At 59.3% G+C, this 20136-nt stretch carries 21 protein-coding genes; 5 read left to right on the top strand and 16 right to left on the bottom strand.

Going from position 1 to position 20136, the window contains the following annotated elements:
• Nucleotides 1-33 precede the first annotated feature (33 nt).
• Both RUESEDTHA_RS04935 and RUESEDTHA_RS04940 read right to left on the bottom strand, forming a co-directional pair.
• On the bottom strand, nucleotides 34-987 hold the full coding sequence (locus RUESEDTHA_RS04935) for an AEC family transporter (protein ID WP_180884934.1): 954 nt from the start codon (nucleotides 985-987) through the stop codon (nucleotides 34-36).
• A 106-nt stretch (nucleotides 988-1093) separates the two neighbouring features.
• Entirely contained in the window at nucleotides 1094-2029 is a 936-nt protein-coding gene (locus RUESEDTHA_RS04940; protein ID WP_255431622.1) for a formate dehydrogenase accessory sulfurtransferase FdhD, read from the bottom strand.
• On the opposite strand from RUESEDTHA_RS04940, the gene RUESEDTHA_RS04945 reads away from it, so the two are divergent.
• On the top strand, nucleotides 2028-2744 hold the full coding sequence (locus RUESEDTHA_RS04945) for an AzlC family ABC transporter permease (protein WP_180884935.1): 717 nt from the start codon (nucleotides 2028-2030) through the stop codon (nucleotides 2742-2744). The genes RUESEDTHA_RS04940 and RUESEDTHA_RS04945 overlap by 2 nt on opposite strands.
• Nucleotides 2741-3073: an AzlD domain-containing protein gene (locus RUESEDTHA_RS04950; protein ID WP_180884937.1), complete on the top strand. Its 333-nt coding sequence runs from the start codon at nucleotides 2741-2743 to the stop codon at nucleotides 3071-3073. The genes RUESEDTHA_RS04945 and RUESEDTHA_RS04950 overlap by 4 nt, the downstream gene beginning before the upstream one ends.
• On the opposite strand, the gene RUESEDTHA_RS04955 is transcribed toward RUESEDTHA_RS04950, so the two are convergent.
• The 7 genes from RUESEDTHA_RS04955 to RUESEDTHA_RS04985 all read right to left on the bottom strand — a co-directional run bounded on the left by RUESEDTHA_RS04955 (nucleotide 3062) and on the right by RUESEDTHA_RS04985 (nucleotide 9572).
• Nucleotides 3062-3694, bottom strand: a complete 633-nt coding sequence (locus RUESEDTHA_RS04955) for a hypothetical protein (RefSeq protein ID WP_180884939.1) — start codon at nucleotides 3692-3694, stop codon at nucleotides 3062-3064. The two genes, RUESEDTHA_RS04950 and RUESEDTHA_RS04955, sit on opposite strands and share 12 nt — an antisense overlap.
• Before the next feature lie 21 nt (nucleotides 3695-3715).
• Complete coding sequence (locus RUESEDTHA_RS04960) at nucleotides 3716-3850, bottom strand: aa3-type cytochrome c oxidase subunit IV (RefSeq protein WP_171122663.1); 135 nt, start codon at nucleotides 3848-3850, stop codon at nucleotides 3716-3718.
• A gap of 68 nt (nucleotides 3851-3918) precedes the next feature.
• A complete protein-coding gene (locus tag RUESEDTHA_RS04965) occupies nucleotides 3919-4479 on the bottom strand; it encodes a hypothetical protein (RefSeq protein WP_180884941.1) in 561 nt (186 codons plus the stop codon).
• Nucleotides 4466-6304 (bottom strand): glycerophosphodiester phosphodiesterase, encoded by a 1839-nt coding sequence (locus tag RUESEDTHA_RS04970; RefSeq protein ID WP_180884943.1) that lies wholly within the window; start codon nucleotides 6302-6304, stop codon nucleotides 4466-4468. The genes RUESEDTHA_RS04965 and RUESEDTHA_RS04970 overlap by 14 nt, the downstream gene beginning before the upstream one ends.
• Nucleotides 6305-6368: 64 nt before the next feature.
• Nucleotides 6369-6818, bottom strand: coding sequence for a DUF6173 family protein (locus tag RUESEDTHA_RS04975; protein WP_171211737.1), 450 nt, complete (start codon nucleotides 6816-6818; stop codon nucleotides 6369-6371).
• A 4-nt stretch (nucleotides 6819-6822) separates the two neighbouring features.
• On the bottom strand, nucleotides 6823-7869 hold the full coding sequence (locus RUESEDTHA_RS04980; protein ID WP_180884945.1) for an MBL fold metallo-hydrolase: 1047 nt from the start codon (nucleotides 7867-7869) through the stop codon (nucleotides 6823-6825).
• On the bottom strand, nucleotides 7869-9572 hold the full coding sequence (locus tag RUESEDTHA_RS04985; protein ID WP_180884947.1) for an acyl-CoA dehydrogenase: 1704 nt from the start codon (nucleotides 9570-9572) through the stop codon (nucleotides 7869-7871). The genes RUESEDTHA_RS04980 and RUESEDTHA_RS04985 overlap by 1 nt, the downstream gene beginning before the upstream one ends.
• Before the next feature lie 137 nt (nucleotides 9573-9709).
• Here RUESEDTHA_RS04985 and RUESEDTHA_RS04990 point away from each other — a divergent pair, with 137 nt between their 5' ends.
• The gene (locus RUESEDTHA_RS04990) at nucleotides 9710-10660 is read left to right on the top strand and encodes an L-threonylcarbamoyladenylate synthase (protein ID WP_180884949.1); all 951 of its coding nucleotides are present in this window, start codon (nucleotides 9710-9712) and stop codon (nucleotides 10658-10660) included.
• On the opposite strand, the gene RUESEDTHA_RS04995 is transcribed toward RUESEDTHA_RS04990, so the two are convergent.
• Nucleotides 10661-11215 (bottom strand): YqgE/AlgH family protein, encoded by a 555-nt coding sequence (locus tag RUESEDTHA_RS04995; RefSeq protein ID WP_180884952.1) that lies wholly within the window; start codon nucleotides 11213-11215, stop codon nucleotides 10661-10663.
• A gap of 145 nt (nucleotides 11216-11360) precedes the next feature.
• On the opposite strand from RUESEDTHA_RS04995, the gene RUESEDTHA_RS05000 reads away from it, so the two are divergent.
• Nucleotides 11361-12173 (top strand): protein-disulfide reductase DsbD domain-containing protein, encoded by an 813-nt coding sequence (locus RUESEDTHA_RS05000; RefSeq protein WP_180884953.1) that lies wholly within the window; start codon nucleotides 11361-11363, stop codon nucleotides 12171-12173.
• A 5-nt stretch (nucleotides 12174-12178) separates the two neighbouring features.
• Nucleotides 12179-12598, top strand: a complete 420-nt coding sequence (locus RUESEDTHA_RS05005; protein WP_180884955.1) for an NUDIX hydrolase — start codon at nucleotides 12179-12181, stop codon at nucleotides 12596-12598.
• Here RUESEDTHA_RS05005 and RUESEDTHA_RS05010 read toward each other — a convergent pair.
• From RUESEDTHA_RS05010 to RUESEDTHA_RS05035, 6 genes are all read right to left on the bottom strand, one after another.
• Entirely contained in the window at nucleotides 12595-15993 is a 3399-nt protein-coding gene (locus tag RUESEDTHA_RS05010; RefSeq protein ID WP_180884957.1) for an efflux RND transporter permease subunit, read from the bottom strand. The two genes, RUESEDTHA_RS05005 and RUESEDTHA_RS05010, sit on opposite strands and share 4 nt — an antisense overlap.
• Before the next feature lie 6 nt (nucleotides 15994-15999).
• Complete coding sequence (locus RUESEDTHA_RS05015; RefSeq protein ID WP_180884958.1) at nucleotides 16000-17454, bottom strand: efflux RND transporter periplasmic adaptor subunit; 1455 nt, start codon at nucleotides 17452-17454, stop codon at nucleotides 16000-16002.
• 104 nt (nucleotides 17455-17558) lie between these two features.
• Nucleotides 17559-18101, bottom strand: a complete 543-nt coding sequence (gene moaB, locus RUESEDTHA_RS05020) for a molybdenum cofactor biosynthesis protein B (protein WP_180884960.1) — start codon at nucleotides 18099-18101, stop codon at nucleotides 17559-17561.
• Between the two features lie 6 nt (nucleotides 18102-18107).
• Nucleotides 18108-18728 carry a LysE family translocator gene (locus tag RUESEDTHA_RS05025; RefSeq protein ID WP_180884962.1) on the bottom strand — a complete coding sequence of 207 codons (621 nt, stop codon included), beginning with the start codon at nucleotides 18726-18728 and terminating at the stop codon, nucleotides 18108-18110.
• Entirely contained in the window at nucleotides 18725-19324 is a 600-nt protein-coding gene (locus RUESEDTHA_RS05030) for a metallophosphoesterase (RefSeq protein WP_180885913.1), read from the bottom strand. The genes RUESEDTHA_RS05025 and RUESEDTHA_RS05030 overlap by 4 nt, the downstream gene beginning before the upstream one ends.
• Entirely contained in the window at nucleotides 19324-20088 is a 765-nt protein-coding gene (locus tag RUESEDTHA_RS05035) for a uracil-DNA glycosylase family protein (protein ID WP_180885915.1), read from the bottom strand. The genes RUESEDTHA_RS05030 and RUESEDTHA_RS05035 overlap by 1 nt, the downstream gene beginning before the upstream one ends.
• Nucleotides 20089-20136 lie beyond the last annotated feature (48 nt).

A 20136-nucleotide genomic window follows, 5' to 3' on the forward strand; every position in this document is an offset into this window, starting at 1 on the left:
GGGATCAGTCGCTTATAACCTTGTAAATCGAACTCAGTTCAATTGGAACGCGGTTGGATAAAGGTTGTGTAAAACAAATAACCACATGATCAACGTTCCCACCGACAAAAACGACGTTGCAGAAACGATATGCGCGGCCAGTTTTGGTTCCTGATCATAGTGCTTGGCAAGCAGAAAAATATTCTTGGCGGTCGGAACCGCCGCTGAAACCGTTGCGGCGATTGTCCAAAGCGGGTCCAGACCAATCAGATGCGCCGCCAGCAACACCAGCCCCGGCGCAGCAATCAGCTTGACCAGTGTCAGAAATAGGATCAAAGGTCCCGTTTTAATAATCGTCCGTACGCTTGTCGTGAAGCCGATTGCAAACAGCGCAACCGCGGCCAAAGCCTGACTCAGAAGTTCAAGGTAATCGGACACCGAATCCGAAAACCCGATCCCGGTGAAGGAATACGCGACCCCCAGCAATGTGGCCGCGATGATCGGGTTTTTCAGCACGTTCAGGAAAATCTTGTGGATTGGTGTCTTGGCGCTGGCTTTATGTCCAGCCGTGCTTTCCAACACGGTCGTCATGACCAAAAGCAACAAGGCGACAACCAAATTCGCCAACACAGCCGGTAGCGCGCCCTTGGCTCCGAAAATCGCGTGCAGAACGGGCAAGGCGACCAAAGCCGTATTCGAGGCAACCCCGGCAAAGGCCGCGACGGTGGCAGAACCGGTCTCAAATCCCGTGAAACTCTTCAAACCTGCGAAAAGCAACAGGAACAAAAGCAGCAACGTCCCGCCGTAAGACAGATAGAACCCGTAATTCAGAAGATTTTGGAACTCTTCCTGCCCGATCAGATAAAACATGATGGCCGGGATCAGGACATAAACCGCAAACTGCACAAGCGCGTCAGACGTGTCCTGGCCCAAAAGGTTCGTCCAGGAAAATACGTATCCGGTCAGGATTACCGCGAAAACCGGCGCGATAAGATTGATCAGTTCCATGTTGCCATCAGGTGGGAATTCACCTGCGCTTCTGTTTACCCTGCCCCATCCTAGGGCATATCCGACGGAAATCGCAGAATTATTTGCAAAGGGTCCAAATCTAACCCTATGCACTTTTCCTTTTATGCTTTTTGTCTTCCACCGGAACGGTTGCTGGGTCCACGTCTCGCACCAGCCGATCTTCACCTGCCAGACACACGAAACGCTGCCCGCGCATCCGACCGATCAGCGTCAACCCAACCTCGCGCGCGATCTCAACGCCCCAGGCCGTGAAACCCGAACGGGATGCCAGAACAGGAATACCCATCATCGCCGTCTTGATCACCATTTCCGAGGTCAAACGACCTGTGGTGTACAGGATCTTGTCCTCTGCCGCTTCGCCCTCGGACAGCATCCAACCGGCGATCTTGTCGACCGCGTTGTGCCGACCCACGTCCTCCATATAAACCAGCGGACGGTTTTCCCGGCACAACACCGTGCCATGGATCGCACCCGCCTCAAGATAGAGCGAGGGTGTGCGGTTGATCTTGGCCGCCAGATCATAAAGCCACGATGTGCGCACGGTGACCTGAGGCAAGCGCACGTCTTCGAGACCCTCCATCATATCCCCAAAGACGGTTCCAACGGCGCAGCCACTGGTACGGGTCTTTTTCTTTAGCTTATCCTCATAAGACGTCTCGCGCGCCGTGCGGACAACGACGGTTTCCAGATCGTCATCGTAATCGACACGGGTAATCTGGTCGTCAGGCAGCAGCATGCCCTGATTGCGCAGAAAACCCAGCGCCAGATATTCGGGGTAATCGCCAATTGTCATCGCGGTCACGATCTCTTGCGAGTTCAGGAAAATCGTCAAAGGACGCTCTTCCACCACTGAAATCTGGCTGGCCTCGCCATTCTGATCCACGCCTTCGACCGCACGAGTCAGGCGGGCCGCTTTCGGGTCGGGGGCGATGATGTAGTCTGACAGGTTCTGTTCCGTGGCCAATTGCAACCCTTTCCCAAGATCGCTACTGCTGCGATCAACACCATAGGATTTAGCCATGGCAGACACCACATCCAAGTCATACTTCTGGAAAGGGTTTCGGGACGGGACCCCGTTTATCTTTGTTGCGATCCCGTTCGGCACGCTGTTTGGCGTGTTTGCGACCGAAGCAGGCTTGAACATCGTCCAGACGATGGCGTTCACCTCAACCGTATTTGCCGGGGCCGCCCAGTTCGCCGCCCTGCAACTGCTGCAGGATCAGACCCCGACCGCGATCATTCTGGTATCCGCCTTGGCGGTGAACCTGCGCATGGCGATGTACTCGGCCTCATTGACGCCGTTTCTGGGCGCGGCCCCGATGTGGCAGCGTGCTTGCGCGGCCTATCTGACTGTCGACCAATCCTATGCGAGTTCGATCGTTCAATTCGAGAAAGAGCCAAACATGACCGTCCCGCAACGGATGGCCTATTTCGTCGGCTCGGTCACGCCGATCACACCTCTTTGGATACTGGCAACCTATCTCGGTGCTGTTCTGGGCACGCGTATCCCGGAAAGCTGGGCGCTGGATTTTGCCCTGCCGATCACATTTCTGGCGATGATCGGCCCGATGATGCGTACCCTCCCCCATGTCGTAGCGGCTCTGGTTGCAATCGTGGTTTCTCTGCTTACGGTGGCGATTCCGTTCAATCTTGGCCTACTGATCGCCGGATGCGCTGGCATGATCGCTGGCGCACAGGCCGAATTGCTGGCCGACCGCAGAAAGGCAGCCGCATGACACAACCTGATCCGGTCACGATCTGGACCATCATCATCGGACTTGCCGTCGGCAGCTATGCCCTGCGCTTTGTCTTTATCGGCCTGGTCGGAGATCGTCCGATGCCGCCATGGTTGCTGCGCCATCTGCGCTATACGGCTGTGGCAATCATTCCTGCGCTGATCGCGCCGTTGGTCGTCTGGCCCACAGCGACAGGCGGTCAACCCGACGCACCGCGCATGGCGGCGGCGGCTGTGGCCATAACTGTCGGACTATTCTCCAAGAACGTGATCGCGGCCATCTTCAGCGGGGCCGCAACGCTTTACGGGCTGCTCTACCTACTGGGCTGAGTCAGCCTCCAATTGGTTCAATTGCGCATTATTAAAGGCGAGACCGGCTTGAAGATCGGCGTCGTCATTCTCTCGGTACTCGGCGGTTTGAACACCCGGTAACTGCGCAAATTGCTCCGACAGCTTGACGGGGTAAAAAGTGGTTTCGATCTGCTCGAACCCCGGCACCTGCTGCAGCAACTGGGCGGTCGAATTTGCACAGAATGCACCTGCAACCGGCCCCGATTGCTTGGCAAGCTGCAGGGCAATCTCGGCCTGCTGGGGGGTCACTTCGACGGTTTGGATGCGCGCATAATGCGTTTCGCGCGCATGGCTGCTGCGATAGGCGCGTTCCACGTTTGGGGTAATGCCGTACAGGACGTCATCCTTGATCGGCACCACATCCGCCCTGAATGATCCGGCGGGGTCAAAGATCACCCTTTCGCTGCCGCTGATCATCAGCGACGTATGGGCACCCGAACCCGTCCGGGTGCTGATCATTGTATAAAGGGTCAGGGTCGACGGCCCCGGATCACGATAGGACCGCGCCGAAATTTCAGCCAAGTCCGCCTGCGGACGCTGTGACCCAGCGCAACCCGCAACTGTCACAGCCAACAGGCAGGCAATCAAAACCCTGATCACGGCCAACCCCGTTCTTCGAATTTAAGCGGCAAAGACCGCCAGGAAAAGGCAGAGGAAGGCGATGGCAACCACACACCATGTGGTCGCTTTGATGAACCCGTTGAAGGTTTTGGTTTGGACGGTGATGTCCATTTCGCCGTGCTTGTGTTCAGCCATGATTGTCAGAATCCCAATTCGCGTGTTTGAGATGTTGGATAATCGAAAATCCCGGGCCTGTCACCACGTCATTCGCGCGCAGGGGTCAGGGGTAGAAACACCGAACATCCCGGATAGCCGAACCCCCAGCGCCACGGAAGCCCGGAACACGGAGCTCCGCCAAATCGGACGGCTGCGTGCATTGCTTCGGCGGTCACGGAGTGCGCTAGACGAATCTGATCCGGCGTCATGTCATAGCGCAGCGCGTAGTCATCGGCGTGGTCTTCTCCGTGCTGTTTGACACAAGCTCGCAAAGCGCTGTCGGCGGACACGCGGGCCTCGAAACTGTCCTCGGCCGTAAGCGCGCTACCGGCATTGTGATAGGCGTGGTCATGGGTAATGCAGCATCCCTCCCATGGCGGGTGGGCTTCGTAGAGGGCGCGGAACTTGGGAAACGTATCGGCAACGAAACGCCAGCTTGCCGACAGGCCGCCCGAACAGCCATCTGTTTCAAACGGCGTCAGCGCCTCCTCATCCAGTTGCGCGATCAATGCGCGATGCGCGGGCATTTCGATGCTGCGCAGGACATCCTGCGAATGCGCAGGTGATGCGATCAGGGCCACCGAAAAAATCAGGTTACGGGCTGTCATCTCGCATCGCCTCTGTGTCTACTGACAGGCCAAAGGCGTTGGCCAGCCACAGCAGCAACCGCTCACCCGGCCCCATTTCGGCACGCACGCGCAGAACCTCGTTCGCCATAGCGGGGCGGTCTGTGATCAGCCCGTCCACGCCCATCGACGCCATCGCCGACATCTGCAACGGATCGTTCACCGTCCAGACATAGATATCCTTGCCCGCCGCCTGAACCGAACGCACCAGCCCCGGCGTTGCCATCGCAGCATTTACGGCGACAAAATCCCCTTCAAGCCCCGACAGATCACCGATTGCGGTGGCCGCAAGAACCCCTGCGCGCCAATCCGGGCGCAATTTCTTCATCTTTTGCACGGCCGGATACTTCAGCGACATCGTGGCGATGTCGTCCTGCATATCGAATTCTTCGACCAAGGCCGCCACGCGGTTTTCCAGATCGACGTCGTGGCCATAATATTTCAACTCGATGATGACCTTCGCATTGCCCTTGGCCGCCGCCAGCACGTCGCGCAGGGTCGGGGTGCGTTCTTCCGCGTATTCGGGGTCAAACCAACCGCCGATGTCGATCTCGGCCACCTCTTCCATCGTCACATCCCAAATCTTGGTGGGGACGCCCGCCAGTTTCATAAAGTCGCTATCATGGGCAACGATCACAACATCATCCGCCGTTTCCTGCACGTCGATCTCGACCCAATCGGCGCCGTCCTCAATCGCTTTCAGGACTGCCGCCATCGTGTTTTCCGGCCGCAAGGCCGCAGCCCCGCGATGGCCAATGACCTCGGCCCGGTCGGGGGCCTGTACCTGTTCCAACAGATGCTGACCAAACCACAGACCGATCAGCACCGCGACGACAGCGCCGCCAACGGCGGTGAACAGCGGCACCCGCAGGCTGCCGGGTTCGGGGTGTGGGGGCTCATCCGTCCTGATTTCAAAGAACCTGTCCAGAACCACGGCCAATGCGCCCAGCGCCGTCGCCGCCAAAACCAGCCCCGCCAGCGACCATAACCCGGCAATCAATAGGCTGTAGGTCAATGCCAAGCGCAGGTTCGAGCTGTCCTGAAGTGGCACGATGGCGAACAGCACCCCGGCAACCCATGCAATCAGTGTCGCAATCAGCAGCCGCACTATCAGCCACACCGCAAGTTCGATCTTTAGCTGACCTCGTTTCCCTTCCATCCTTTCGGTGCTGAGGGCGAAGGTCTCAGCCGGGCGCACCTGTTCGAACAAAACCAGATGAAGCGACAGTGCCCATCCTGACAATCTACGGATCAGAACCCAGGCCATGACCAGCAAAACAGCCCCGATCAGAACCACGGCCACCCAAAAAGAGGGCGGTTTGAAAGTCAGATAATAGTTGATGTCATATTCCGTCAGTGTCCACCAAGCGATCACGGCGGACACTGCCGCGAAGGGTAAAACCAACAACAAGACCCGCAGAACAAAACGCACCGCGAAACCAAACAGCGCTGGAAGGCTCGTCAAAATCAGGCCAATGGCAGCGCTTCCTGCGCGCCAAGGGTCAGATTCCCCCATCCGCAGCGATCCTGCCATGACGGAAAACACGAACACTTCGGCCAGCAGAAACAGGCTCAGAACAGCGACAGCGACCAAAAACCCGGCCGGAGACAGAACAAAGGCCGCGATGTCCTGATCCGTCAGCGCCGTCTGGCTGGACAGTGAAACTGCAAGGTTCGCGGCAATCGCCAGCCCCGGCGTGATCAGCGCGATCAAAAGCAGACGCACCACGAAATAGATCGGAACAAAAACGCGGCGGCGCGCCCACGCGCCCTTGTAGGCATTTGTAACGGCTGAGAAACTTGTCACCTGACAACCCCCTGAATGATCCCTTCATTCAAGGCCGCGCCGTCACGAATTGCAAGTCAGGCGATCAGCTTTCTTCCAGATTAGCCGCCAGCCGGAACCCGATGCGATTTGCGGGTTTGTCTTCGATCGATTTTGGCAGGGCGCGCAACATCACGTTCAATTGGCTCACATGTTGCACAAGCTGGGTTCGCGCACCAGTCGCGTCCGAGCCGTAGAAAGTGATGACATCTGGGTCAAAATACCCCATCCCTTCGATCCGCATGACACCCGCATCGCCGCCGGTAAAGCCCATCGCGATCTCGTGGTCGCTGTCCAATGTCTGCTCAAAGTTCTGGATGTAAAGGATCAGACGTTCATAGGCCCATTGCGCCGGGCTTTTGGTTTCTACGGGCGTCTTCAATGGGTCGGGCAGGTCTTTCGCGCCAGATTTCGCATCGGGGTTGGAATGTACCTCGTAACACCGGGGAAGGGCCGCGGATTCTGCTGCCTCGGCCGAGGTTTCGATCTTGTCCATACTTTTACCCTTTGCGCTGAAACTCCCACGCCCCGTCCGCACGGAGCGTCCGGGTGACAGCACCAATGTGGTAAAGATGGTTGAGATGTGCAACCGACTCGACCAAAGCCAGCCCGTACTCACCTCCGGAAATCTTGCGCTTGAACAGCGGAAGGAAACAGTCGGCGGCGGTTCTGGGCGTGTCCAGATAGTCGCGCAGGCGATCCAGTGCACTGTGATGATTTTCGATCAACTGCTTCATCCGTAGCGGCAAACCGGTAAATGGCAGCTTATGCCCGCCCAGCGCCAGTTGATCTGGCCGGGCCAGACCTTGCAGACGCTCGCACGCCTCCAGCCATTCAGCGACCGGGTCGGCCATCGGTTCGGTGACAAAGACGCCAAGGTTGGGGCTGATCGAACTGAGGATCTGATCACCCGTAATCACTAGATTGTCGTCGCGGCTCCAGAATGTGGCATGTTCGGGTGCGTGGCCATTGCCCATATGCACGACCCAGTCGCGACCACCCATGCGGATCACGCCATCCTGCTTGATCCGGGTAAAGCCCAACGGCATCGGGTAAACCGTGTCGCAATAGTTAAAGGGACGCTCGGTCAAGCGCTTGGCCAGAATGTCCGGCGCCATGCCAGCGCTGCGATAGTAGTCCAGCGTTTCCTGCGGCCAGTTTTCCTGCACATCCAGCGTCAGCATTCGCGCGAACAACCACGCCGTGCGGGTCGTGATCAGTTCCGCGCTGTGTTCCGATTGGAACCAACCTGCATTGCCGATGTGATCCGGATGATGGTGGGTGACCACCACGCGTTTGACCGGCTTACCCGCCAAGGGGCCAGCCATCAGGGTTTCCCAAATCGCACGGGTCTTTTTCGACGAGAATCCGGTGTCGATCAGCGTCCAGCCATCACCGTCATCCAGCGCATAGACATTGACATGATCCAGCGCCATGGGCAGCGGTAACCGCATCCACAGAATACCTTCGGCGACCTCGATCGCTTGGCCCGTAGCCGGAGGCTCGGGCCATGGATAGCGGATCGCCAAAGAGGTATTGCCGTCCATCAGGCTGCCAGCTCGTCCGCGCTGAGGGCATAGACATCATCCGCGCCGTTCTGCGCCTGCGCCAGAAGACCCGCGAACTCAGGCAGCAGCGCATTGACATAATAGCGCGCCAGCTTAAAGCGGGGGCCTTCCGGTTCCGCCAGAGCCGCCTTGAGGTGATAATGCCCACCCAAAACACGCGCGAAGGCGTGCAGATAAGGCACCGCACCTGCGAAACGGGTATTCATGTCAGTCTGCGACACAAGCCATTCGGTAGCTTCACGCAGGCTCTCGGTGGCTTCCCAGACAGGTCCGGCCAATTCGGGCATAGTCGCGCGGGCTTTTTCTGCGTGATCTTCGATTTCGTCCAGAAGACGGCTGGCGGCTTCGCCACCATCCATCATCTTGCGGGCGACAAGGTCCATGGCCTGAATGCCGTTGGTGCCTTCGTAGATCGCAGTCACACGGACGTCGCGGTAAAACTGTGCAGCTCCGGTTTCTTCGATGAAGCCCATGCCGCCATGCACCTGAACACCGGTTTCCGAGACACGCATACCGGTTTCGGTGCCGAACGCCTTGCAGATCGGGGTCAGCAACGCCGCACGCGCGCTCCAATCCGCGTCACCAGTGGCATCGGCCATGTCGATCGCAGCCGCATTTGCCAGCATGATCGAGCGCGCAGCAAAAGTGTCGGCCCGCATCGCCATCAACATCCGGCGCACATCCGCGTGGTCGATAATGGTCCCGGACGGTGTCTTGCCCTGTTTCCGCTCCAAAGCGTATTGTACCGCGTGCTGATAGGCACCTTCCGCAGCGCCCACTCCCTGACCGCCAACGCCCAGACGCGCATTGTTCATCATGGTGAACATCGCGGCCATTCCGCCATGTTCCTTACCCACAAGCCAGCCCTTGGCACCGTCATACTGCATCACACAGGTCGGCGAACCATGCAGACCCATCTTGTGTTCCAGCGAGACCACTTTCAGGTCATTGGCCACACCGGGGTTTCCATTCTCGTCCGGCAGGTATTTGGGCACCAGAAACAGAGAAATGCCTTTCGTGCCCGGAACACCATCAGGCAGACGCGCCAGAACCAGATGGCAGACGTTTTCGGCAAAATCGTTGTCGCCCCACGAGATATAAATCTTCTGACCCGACACCGCATATGTGCCGTCGCCATTGGGTTCCGCTTTTGAAGTCAGCGCGCCAACGTCCGATCCGGCCTGCGGTTCGGTCAGGTTCATGGTGCCCGACCATTCGCCTGCGATCATCTTGGGCAGGTACAGCTCTTTTAATTCATCGCTGGCGTGATGTTCCAGCGCCTCGATCTGGCCCTGGGTCATCAAAGGGGCCAGTTGCAGCGACAGACAAGTGGCCGCCATCATTTCGTTTACGGCTGTGGTCAAAGTCATCGGCAGGCCCATGCCACCATATTCGGGGTCCGCGCTCATCCCGATCCAACCGCCTTCGGCAATGGCTTTCCAGCCGTCCGCATAACCCGGCGAAGTACGCAGCACGCCGTTTTCCAGACGCGCGGGTTCCAGATCACCGGGGCGTTGAAGCGGTGCCATAATCTCTTCGCACATCTTCCCGGCCTCGGTCAGGATGGCGCTGACTACGTCCTCGCTGGCTTCCGCGAATTTTTCAGTCGCAGCGATCTGGTCAAACCCGACCGCGTTTCGTAGCAAAAATTCATAGTCAGCGATTGGCGCGCGGTACGGCATGTCTTCCCTCGGAGTTGTTTCGTTCGGTTTAATATGGCGGGGTTGGAAATTCCACCGCCGACCTATATGCATCTGGGTTTGAACGATTACGTAGCTTTACCAATGTTACACGCAATCAAAACGCAGCGTCACCGCCAATGAGTCCTAACGGCACACGGGAATATACCGCGACCCCCAGCGGAATAGCGCAGGCCGCGGACCTGTTACGGCAAGGGCTGTTGGTCGCCTTTCCGACCGAAACGGTTTACGGGCTCGGCGGAGATGCCCGAAATGGCGAGGCCGTGGCCAGCATTTACGCCGCCAAGGGGCGCCCCAGTTTCAACCCGCTGATCGCGCATGTTGCGTCTGTCGAAGCCGCTCAACGCTTTGTTGAATGGTCCGATCTGGCGGAAAAGCTGGCGCGAGCTTTTTGGCCCGGCCCACTAACAATGGTGCTACCCTTGCGCCCGGACCACGGCATCTCTTCTCTGGTTACCGCCGGGTTGGACACGCTGGCCGTGCGCGTTCCGGCGCATACCACGGCACGCGCGCTGCTGGGTGCGTTTGACGGGCCGGTTGCGGCGCCTTCGGCCAACCCTTCGGGTCAGATCAGCCCGACCACGGCCGATCACGTGCGGGCCGGGCTGGACGGTCGCATCGCCGCCATTCTGGACGACGGACCCTGTGGCGTGGGGTTGGAGTCCACCATCGTCGGGTTGGCTGGCCCTCCGGCTCTGCTCCGCCCTGGTGGAGTGGCGCTGGAACAGATCGAATCTGTTCTGAACACACAACTGCATCTCCACCTGCCGGGGGACCCGTTATCCGCGCCGGGGCAATTGCAGTCGCATTACGCCCCGGATGCCCCTGTTCGGATAAACGCCTGCAAAACGCAGGGCGACGAAGTTCTGCTGGGGTTTGGGTCGGTCGATTGCGATCTGAATCTGTCACCAGACGGAAACCTGACCGAGGCGGCGGCCAATCTGTTTGCCGCGCTGCACAGCCTTAACGACACGGGCCGGCCCATTGCAGTATCGCCGATCCCGGATCACGGTTTGGGTGTGGCTATCAATGACCGGCTCCGCCGCGCAGCCGCCCCGCGCGATAGCTGATCAGGCGCGCCCGGCGCTGGCCGACAAAGTCAGAGGGTCCACACCCAGCGTTGCAAGCGCAGCTTCCCATTTCTCATCATCGGGAACGTCGAACACAAGCCGCGACGACGCCTCGGTCGTCAGCCAACCATTTTGGGCGATCTCATCCTCAAGCTGCCCCGGCCCCCAGCCCGAATAGCCTAGCGCCAACGTGGAATTCAAAGGCCCCTTCCCCGAGGCAAGGTCTTCAAGTACGTCCAAAGTGGCGGTCATGCTGAAATCGTCCGAGATTTTCATCGAATGCAGGTTCGCGTCGTAGTCCGAACTGTGCAGCACAAATCCACGGGACATTTCGACCGGACCTCCGAAATGGACCAGACGCTCGCCTATGATCGGGATCTCGCAGGCGATATTTAGCTGTTCAAGCAGGGCTTTGATCCGCAGGTCCGACGGTTTGTTCACAATCAGCCCCATGGCACCGTCTTCCCCATGGCTGCACATATAGACCACCGAATGATCAAAGCGCGGATCCCCCATGCCGGGCATGGCAATCAACAGTTTTCCGGTCAGGTCCATAAAATGCCATCTCTTGCTGAGTACCCTTCAACAATGACCTTGGGGGACTTGGATTGGCAAGGGATCAACGCAGATTTCCGCGGATTTCATTCTGGTGACCGGAACGTGACTTGGATTCTGGCCCAACTCCGCGCATGTATTGGATATGAAAGTAAACGGGACATTACCTGCGGTCGCTTTGACCCTGAGCCTTTTGTTGTCCGGGCCAGCTTTGGCTCAGGTCACAGGGTCGGTGGTCGAACTGGACGTGCTGGATGGGGGCCGAACCGCGCAGGGCACCTATCTGGGGGCTATGCGTGTGACTTTGCAGGAAGGTTGGAAAACGTACTGGCGCGCGCCCGGAGATGCCGGAATCCCTCCTCAGTTTAACTGGAGCGGCTCGGACAATGTGGGCGATATATCCTTTACATGGCCCGCGCCCTCGGTCTTCGATCAGAACGGTTTGAAATCCATCGGGTATCAGGATCAACTCGTTCTTCCTGTTGAAATCACTCCGAAGAATGCCGCTAAACCCGTTCGCTTGCGGGGAACAATGGATTTGGGCGTCTGCAAGGATGTGTGCATCCCCGAGCAGTTGGGCTTTGATCACACTCTAAGTGCCGATGCGGGTCGCAATCCCGCAATCGCCGCTGCGCTTGCGCAGCGCCCGTTTTCCGCGAAAGAGGCGCGCGTAGCGCACACCAGTTGCCGTCTGACACCCACGTCGGACGGAATGCAGATCGAAGCCCGCGTCACCATGCCCTCGGCCGGAGGGCGTGAGATCGCCGTGATCGAACCCGGCAATCCGATGCTATGGGCCTCGCCCCCGGAAACGCAACGCCAGGGTGACACGCTGGTTGCCACGTCTGAGGTGATCAGCGAATCCGGCGGTGCCTTTGCCCTGGACCGATCCGAGATTCGGATTACTGTTTTGGGCGCGAGCCACGCGGTTGATATTCAGGGGTGCAGCGCAGGCTGACTTTCATGACGCAAACTCCTAAAATCGGCGCATTGGCCGTCGTCGTCCATAACGAACAGGTTCTGTTGGTCCAGCGCAGCAAACAGCCCGACGCGGGGCTTTGGGGTTTTCCCGGCGGCCACGTGGAATGGGGCGAAACCGTTTTGCGGGCCGCGCAACGGGAATTGCGCGAAGAAACCTCGGTTATTGCCGAACCTTTGCGATATCTGGATAACCTGGACCTTCTTCGCCGGGACGCGCAGGGCGCGGTGCTGTCGCATTACCTGCTGGTGGGCGTCGCCTGTGCATACCGCTCAGGAACCCCTATTGCCGCAGACGACGCGCAGGATGCGCGCTGGTTTCCTTTGGATCAAATCCGTCGCGGCGATCTGGCCATGAGCGACCGAGTGCCTGATTTGCTGGAAACCGCGCTAAACCGCGATTAGGCTGGCCGCCCTTTCAAACGTACATACAGCAGGCTGGACAATGTGACGGAAAGCAGAAGGATCAGCACCGCCCCGGCAAAAAAGGCGCCAAGCCCCATCTGCAATACGGCTAGCCCACCCTCACCGGCATAAAGTCCCGACAGCGGTCCAAACGGTGTGCCCGTCACGGCGGGCAGAACCATTGTCACACCAAGCCACAGCAACATGACCAGCCCCGTCACGGTCAGGGCACCGCGCACGACACGATCCGGCGCCCTCAGCCCCCGGCGCATGGCAGTCATCGGGCGCGACAGGTCATTCAGAATGGCAAGCAGCGCAGGTACCAGCAGCAGAACCAGCAACATGCCAAAGGCCAGCCCGTAGACCAGAGTAATGACCGTCGGCTTGAGGAATTGCGCCTGTTGCGATCCTTCATACAAAAGCGGCGTGAGCCCCAGAACAGTAGTCAGCGTCGTCAGCATCACAGGCCGCAAACGGTCTGCCGTTCCTTCAATGATCGAAGGCACAAGACCACGCTCTTGCCGGTAAGCGTCGATGGTCGTCACCAGAACAATCGAGTCGTTGATGATGATCCCGGTCATCCCCAACAAACCTACGACGGTGAACATACTCAGCGGTACGTCCCAGACGTAGTGCCCCCAGATCGTTCCCACCAAGCCAAACGGAATGATCGCCATAACGACCAGTGGTCGCGTCCAACTGGCGAAGACCCAGGCCAAAACAAGGTAAATCCCTGTCAGGCACAAAATCAGACCAGTCCTCGCCTCGGACAGGAATTCATCCTCCTGTTCGCTCAGGCCTGCCATAGTCCATTCGACCTGGCGCTCCGAGGCGATGCCAGGCAAAATCTCTTCCTGCATCGCGCGGGCGATTTCGGCGGCCCGGGCGGGGTCATCCTCGGAAATGTCACCATAGACCGAGACCACACGTAGGCCGTTTTCACGCCGCACGGTCGAGAACCCGGACTTTCGCTGCACAGACACGATATCGGCCAAGGGCACATAAACGCCGTCCGGCGTGCGCATAAGTGTCCGTTCAAGGAAATCGGCGGTCAGCTCCCCCTCGGGAAGTTCCACGCGAATCTCGGCGCTTCGGGGGCCATCGGGGAAGGTGGCGGCCTCAATCCCGTTCAACCTGTCGCGCAGAACCCGACCCAAAGTTTCGATCCGGAAACCCAGCGCCTGCCCCTGCGCCGTCAGATCCAGAATGAACTCTTCCTTGTCATACGCCAGATTATCTTCAAGGGCCGAGACTTCGGGGTATTTCGAAAGCTCAGACTGAAGATCCTCGGACGCGGATTTAAGCGTATTAACGTCCGCGCCATAAAGCTGAACGTCAATCGCATCACCACCCGGACCCGAGCGCCAGCCCCGGAAGCTGAGAATTTCCACCTTGGGATGGCGCGGAACAAAGTCCTGTAGCTCGCCCACAAACTCAAAGCTTGAATAAGGGCGCAAATCGGCGTCGATCAATTCAATGGAAATCCCGCCCAACAGGTCCGAATCCTTGCCATCCGCTGCCGACAAACCGCGCCCTGCTGTGCCGCCCACTTCGGCTAGCACGTATTCGATGGGATTGCGCCCATGGCGTTCTTCGTAAATCTCACCCAGTTCTTCGGCTGCGTGTTGAACCTGCTGCATCATGGCCAGTGTATCGTCACGGGTCGCGCCCTCGACCATGATGAAGTTGCCTGTGATCGAGCCGCGCTCGGGCGCGTTGAAGAACCGCCAGTTCACGTCGCCCCGAATGAAAAGTGCGATCTGACTGGCTAGGAACACCACCATGACCGCAACGACGACATACCGCGCCCAGATTGCCCAGGCGATCAAGGGCCGGAACAAAGTATCCCGCACCCAGCGGAACCCGCGATTGACCACCCGGTTGGGCAAGTCATACCAGTGTTCTTTGGCCGAATGCGCGATTGCGTGGGCCATGTGGTTGGGCAGGATCAGAAAACACTCGATCAGCGAGGCGATCAGTACCGCGATGACGGTAAAGGGGATATCGCGGATTAGCTCTCCGAACCGCCCGCCAATGGCAGTCAGCCCGAAAAAGGCGATCACAGTCGTCAGGGTCGCGGCAAAGACAGGCATTGCCATGCGCCGCGCGGCGCGCTCAGCCGCGATCATGGGGGCCTCGCCCAGCCTTCGCGCCCGGAAATCCGCATGTTCGCCAACAACAATCGCGTCATCGACAACGATGCCCAGCGTAATGATCAGGCCAAACAACGAGACCATGTTGATCGAAAGCCCGCCGATATACATGAAGGCGATGGCCGCAGACATGGCCACTGGAATACCGGCCGCAACCCAAAAGGCGATGCGCGCGTTCAGAAACAGGAACAACAGGCAAACAACCAGCCCCAGCCCGACAAGCCCGTTGTCGATCAGAATATCCAGACGGTTGGTAATCGCCTGCGCCCGTGTGCGGATCAACTCAACGGTCACGCCTTCGGGCAGGCTAGCCTGCATTTCGGCGACCACATCTTCGACGGTATGCTGAATTTCAATGGCATCCCCGAGGTTCGAGCGGTCGACCCGCACGGACATGGCCGGGTTATCCCCCACGTAATAACTGCGGTTCCGGTTGACGCCCTCCACCCGGATCACGGCGACATCGCCAATCAGAAGTTTTGAGCCGTCCTCGAAATTGCGGAGTGGAATGCCTTCGATTTCCTCGGGCGTCCGCTTTTCGGTGCCGGTCCGAATGCGCGCATTGGCTCCGGTAACGTCACCCGCCGGATTCGCCGTTACTTCGGCAGCGATAGCCGAGGCGATCTCGGACAGGGTGATATCATTTGCAATAAGCTGCGCTGTCGGAACTTCGACCACGATACGAGGGGCCGCAAGGCCACGGATCGTCGTCCGCGTGACACCCACGGCGAACAGGCGGTTAATCAACTCATCAGTGAACTTGGCCAGATTATCAGGCGCGACAGGGCCTGTGACCACCACATCCGTGACGCGGTCGCGCCACCCCCCGCGGCGTATGGTCGGCTCGTCGGCGTCTTCCGGCAGGTTGGTCACACCGTCGACGGCGGTTCTGACATCCTCGACCGCGCGGGACATGTCCCAGTTGGGCTCGAACTCCATCCGAATACTTGCCCGCCCCTCGCGCGAGGTGGTTTCGGTACTGGCCACCCCCTCGACCGCCAACAGCGCAGGTTCAAGAAGCTGAACGATGCCATTATCCACATCTTCGGGACCGGCCCCGTCCCACGCGACGTTCACATCGACGCGCTCAAGAATGACATCGGGAAAAAACTGCGCTCGCATGTTCGGGATGGCCGCTGCCCCCAGAACAAGCATGACAAGCAGCAAAAGATTGGCGACCGTCCTGTGCCGGGTAAAGTAACTGAGAACGCCGCCTGCCGCACCGGGGATGTCGCGCATCATCGGGCCTTACCCCCCTGCCCGGTTTTCCAGACGCCGCACAAGTGACGCCGGCACTTTCGCCTCGCGCAACTGACCCAGAACGCGGTCCTTCACAGCATCCGGCATTCGATCACTGGCTTCGACCTGCGCCACCAACCGCGCGCGTTGCTCTTCGGTCAGCTCGACCATATCGGCCAATGCGCCTGCATTGGCTTCAGCCCGCAGGGGTCGCACACGTACACCCGCCCCCAACAGGGGCGTTCTGCCGACCACAACCTCGCGGCCTTCTAGACCCTCACCGCGCAACAAGACCTCATCCCCCTGACGACGAACAAGCTGCACGGGCAGCGCCTCAAGCCGGTCCCCCTCGCCCAGCACCAAAACCGTGCCGACCGCATCCAGAACGGACGAGGGCAGGCGCACGACGTTGTCCAACGGTTGTTCCTCGACAGTGACCGTCACGAAATCGCCGGGCTTGAACCCGGATGCATCGTCCAGATGGGCATAGATCAACCGCCCGGTCTGCCCTTCGCCCGCCGAACCGCTGTCGCGGCTGATACGCCCTTGCGCCATCAGGTCGGTGCCCGTGACCTCGAGCGACACTGTGACAGGCGCGTTGATCAACCCGCCCTGCGCATCCAGCAGGCGTACATATTGCGCAGTCGATACACGGAACGCCACCTCCAGCGCATTCGGATCGACCAGTTCCGCCAGCTTTTCATTGGCGGACACCAAGCGCCCTTCGACCAGCGTCACATCTGTCAGCGTGCCGCCAAACCGCGCCCTTACAGTCATGTCGTCCAGATCTCGCTCGGCGGCCTCCAGCGCGATACGCGCCCGCGCCAGTAGGGTGGTCGCCTGATCCACGCGCGATTCCGCCTGCGCCAGTGCAATCCGCCGCGCCAGAACCGACTGTTGGGCGGATGCCTCGGCCAGTTCAGCCTCTTCCACGGCGGCCGGGGTTCCGACACCCCGCGTCTGCAAGTCTTTCTGACGCTGCAGGGCACGACCGCGCAGACCTGCCTGCGCCTCGGCCGAATTCAACTCGTCTTGCGCCAGCAACAAAGACCGCTCGGCATCGCGTTCTTCGAACTGAGCGTCCAGAAGATCGGATTTTGCACGATCCAGCGCAGATTGCGCATCGGCGGGGTCAAGTTCGACCAGCATTTCGCCTTGGGTCACGACACCGCCATCTTCGAAGTCCTCGGACAGCGAAATCACCCGCCCCCCTAAAGCGGCGCGTAGTTCCAGCCGCCTGCGGCTTTGCACTTCACCGAAAGCTTCCAGATAAGGGGTGACGGTCGTAAGTTCGGCAGGCTGGACGGACACGGCAAACACACGCTCGCGCGCCTGCGGAGCCTCATCGTCGCGCGTCAGCACATCCTGAACAGCGCCCGAGATCATCTGAACAGCCACAAACAGCAGAGCCAGCGTCAGAAACGCCAGAAAAACACCGACAAGGCTCTGCCGTAGAAATCGCATTCACTTTTACCCCGGTTGCATCAGGCTGCCATTTGCAAAAGGTAGCCGGGCCGTCGAAATTGCCAAGCCACAAAGCACGTTAAACGCTTAAACGTGTGAACAGTTTACTTCCGTCGCAGATGTTCGTCCAATCTGGGCATTATTTCCACGAAATTGCAGGGCCGGTGACGGTAATCGAACTGTTTTTCCAAAATGCCGTCCCACGCATCCTTGCACGCGCCGGGACTGCCGGGCAGCGCAAACAAATAGGTTCCCCCGGCTACGCCGCCGGTTGCGCGGGACTGCACCGCAGAAGTTCCGATTTTTTCCATCGAGACAATGGTGAAAACGGTGCCAAACGCGTCGATCTCTTTTTCATAGACGTCACGATGCGCCTCGACTGTTACGTCGCGCCCGGTCAGTCCGGTGCCGCCAGTCGAGATCACGACGTCGATTTCGGGGTCCGCGACCCAACTCCGCAGCTGCGCTGCGATACCGGCGCGCTCATCCCGGATGATCTTTCGGTCGGCGACCGTATGCCCAGCACGTTCGATCCTGTCGACAAGTGTCTGGCCCGAGCGGTCATCCGTAAGCGCGCGTGTGTCCGATACGGTCAAAACAGCGATCCGGATGGGGATGAATTCCAAGGTTTCTTCAATGCGCGACATTCAGCGTCAGGCCCTTTCCATGATGGCTAGTCGAACGGCAAGGGCCGTGAAAATACCGCCCGTCACCCATCCCATGATACGAGAGGCGCGCGGGTTCGAGATCAGCACCCGCCCTGCGCCGCCTGCGAAAACTCCAACCAGCCCATTCACCACGAAACCGCCCAGCGCGATGATCACGCCCAAGATCAGGAATTGCGGCAGGATCGGACCGATGGCCGGGTTCACGAATTGCGGGATAAAGGCCAGCACGAACAAAATGACCTTGGGATTGGTCAGGTTCACAACCAGCCCGTCCCGAAATGCGTATCGTGTTGGCTTGGCGGGCTTGTCGTCCGAAACCGCCCCGTAGCGGATCGCGCCCCAGGCCAGGTACATCAGATATGCGACGCCCATCCAGCGGATCACGTCGAACAACCAAGGCAGGGTCGATACGGCAGCACCCAAGCCAAGCCCCGCCAGCAATACGTGGACCATCAGCCCCGCGGACACCCCCGCACTGGCGACCAGCGCAGGTTTCGCTCCAGACCGCAGCCCCTGTCCGAAACAGAACATCATGTCAGCCCCCGGCGTGAAGTTCAGCGCCATAGCCGCCGGGATGAATGCCAGCAACGTCACCGTTTCGATCATGAGCTCACCTCGAACCAGTTCACTTTAGGACCAAGATTGGCGATCTGCGTGCGTCCGATGGTACCGCGATAGCCCCAACTGTCATGAATATGGCCGTGCAAAGAGTATTGCGGCTGCAGGCGCTCTATTGCATCGCGCACGGCAACCGACCCTACCGCATCGCCCATTGACGTCGTATCGCCATACCCTTTGGGCGGGGAATGCGTGATCAGGATATCGGCGGCATCGCAACGCTCCAGCAACTCGGCGGCTTCCGATTCCGACAAGTCACAGGACCACTCACCAAACGGCGTGAGGGGAACTCCGTACCCAAGGCCGAACAGGCGCAGGCCATCCACAGTCATCCCCGATCCGTGCAGAACATGAACACCTTCGGGGGCGGCGTCCATCAACTCTCCGGCGCTTTCCGCGTTTCCGGGGGTCAGGACAAGGGGGGCGGAAATCTCTGACAGCATCGCCATAGCTTCATCCAGACCCTGTCGCATGTTGCAGTAATCACCCGCGCCGATCACCAGATCGGCCTCGGCGCTGGCCACGGCGATCTCGGCCGCGCGGTTGCGTGCCATATGCAGGTCTGAGAACGCGAGAATTCGCATCACTTACCCTCCAGCCAGGCTTTCAGCTCTAGCAAATCTGCCCATGCCTGCCGTTTCAACTGTGGCTGACGCAGCAGGTCTTCGGGCCGCAGCATCGGGGTCACCGGCAGGTCAAACCCCTGATCCCACTTACCGCGCAGCCGGGTGATCCCGCGCTTACCCAGCACGGCCTGACAACTGATGTTGCCCATGACGACCAGCACATCCGGTTTGGCCAGCGCCACATGGCGTTCCAGAAACGGCTGCATCATACCGATTTCCTGAGCGTTCGGGTCGCGGTTTTGCGGCGGGCGCCAAGGAAGAACATTGGTGATATAGACGTTTTCGGACCGGTCCAGATCAATCGCGGCCAGCATCCGATCCAGCAACTGACCTGCTTTGCCCAAGAAGGGCTTGCCCGCCCGGTCTTCTTCGCGGCCCGGCGCTTCGCCGACGATCATCACCCGCGCACCCGGTGTGCCATCGGCAAAGACCAATTGGCGCGCCCCGCGTTTCAGATCACAATGCTCGAACGCATCCATCGTGTTGCGCAACTGATCCAACGACCCTGCGCCTGCGGCTGCCGCCTTTGCCACGGCAACCGGATCCACCTGTTTCGGCTTTTCGGGCGCAGCTTGGGCTGCTGCGGGCTTTTTGGCCTTGGGCGCAGTATCGGGCAGCGTATAGCGATCCACCGGAACATCCCCGATCGCTTCTGTTGCGCCCAGTTCGACCTGCCATTCCAGCAAAGCCCGCGCCGTGTGATAGTCCAAAGCCGATTCCATACCCCTCAATCTAACCACCTTTTGACCGAGGGAAAGCGAATAGCACTT

Origin of the sequence: Ruegeria sp. THAF57, assembly GCF_903914075.1 — a bacterium.
Taxonomy (GTDB): domain Bacteria; phylum Pseudomonadota; class Alphaproteobacteria; order Rhodobacterales; family Rhodobacteraceae; genus Ruegeria.

What these genes read in the sequence shown, in the direction of transcription:
- RUESEDTHA_RS04990 (WP_180884949.1), top strand. Translation starts at nt 9,710, where the DNA reads ATGAGTCCTAACGGCACACGGGAATATACCGCGACCCCCAGCGGAATA.
- RUESEDTHA_RS04960 (WP_171122663.1), bottom strand. Translation starts at nt 3,850, where the DNA reads ATGGCTGAACACAAGCACGGCGAAATGGACATCACCGTCCAAACCAAA.
- RUESEDTHA_RS04995 (WP_180884952.1), bottom strand. Translation starts at nt 11,215, where the DNA reads ATGGACCTGACCGGAAAACTGTTGATTGCCATGCCCGGCATGGGGGAT.
- RUESEDTHA_RS04965 (WP_180884941.1), bottom strand. Translation starts at nt 4,479, where the DNA reads ATGACAGCCCGTAACCTGATTTTTTCGGTGGCCCTGATCGCATCACCT.
- RUESEDTHA_RS05015 (WP_180884958.1), bottom strand. Translation starts at nt 17,454, where the DNA reads ATGCGATTTCTACGGCAGAGCCTTGTCGGTGTTTTTCTGGCGTTTCTG.
- moaB (WP_180884960.1), bottom strand. Translation starts at nt 18,101, where the DNA reads ATGTCGCGCATTGAAGAAACCTTGGAATTCATCCCCATCCGGATCGCT.
- RUESEDTHA_RS05035 (WP_180885915.1), bottom strand. Translation starts at nt 20,088, where the DNA reads ATGGAATCGGCTTTGGACTATCACACGGCGCGGGCTTTGCTGGAATGG.
- RUESEDTHA_RS05000 (WP_180884953.1), top strand. Translation starts at nt 11,361, where the DNA reads ATGAAAGTAAACGGGACATTACCTGCGGTCGCTTTGACCCTGAGCCTT.
- RUESEDTHA_RS04950 (WP_180884937.1), top strand. Translation starts at nt 2,741, where the DNA reads ATGACACAACCTGATCCGGTCACGATCTGGACCATCATCATCGGACTT.
- RUESEDTHA_RS04980 (WP_180884945.1), bottom strand. Translation starts at nt 7,869, where the DNA reads ATGGACGGCAATACCTCTTTGGCGATCCGCTATCCATGGCCCGAGCCT.
- RUESEDTHA_RS05030 (WP_180885913.1), bottom strand. Translation starts at nt 19,324, where the DNA reads ATGCGAATTCTCGCGTTCTCAGACCTGCATATGGCACGCAACCGCGCG.
- RUESEDTHA_RS04945 (WP_180884935.1), top strand. Translation starts at nt 2,028, where the DNA reads ATGGCAGACACCACATCCAAGTCATACTTCTGGAAAGGGTTTCGGGAC.
- RUESEDTHA_RS05010 (WP_180884957.1), bottom strand. Translation starts at nt 15,993, where the DNA reads ATGATGCGCGACATCCCCGGTGCGGCAGGCGGCGTTCTCAGTTACTTT.
- RUESEDTHA_RS04985 (WP_180884947.1), bottom strand. Translation starts at nt 9,572, where the DNA reads ATGCCGTACCGCGCGCCAATCGCTGACTATGAATTTTTGCTACGAAAC.
- RUESEDTHA_RS05005 (WP_180884955.1), top strand. Translation starts at nt 12,179, where the DNA reads ATGACGCAAACTCCTAAAATCGGCGCATTGGCCGTCGTCGTCCATAAC.
- RUESEDTHA_RS04940 (WP_255431622.1), bottom strand. Translation starts at nt 2,029, where the DNA reads ATGGCTAAATCCTATGGTGTTGATCGCAGCAGTAGCGATCTTGGGAAA.
- RUESEDTHA_RS05025 (WP_180884962.1), bottom strand. Translation starts at nt 18,728, where the DNA reads ATGATCGAAACGGTGACGTTGCTGGCATTCATCCCGGCGGCTATGGCG.
- RUESEDTHA_RS04975 (WP_171211737.1), bottom strand. Translation starts at nt 6,818, where the DNA reads ATGGACAAGATCGAAACCTCGGCCGAGGCAGCAGAATCCGCGGCCCTT.
- RUESEDTHA_RS04935 (WP_180884934.1), bottom strand. Translation starts at nt 987, where the DNA reads ATGGAACTGATCAATCTTATCGCGCCGGTTTTCGCGGTAATCCTGACC.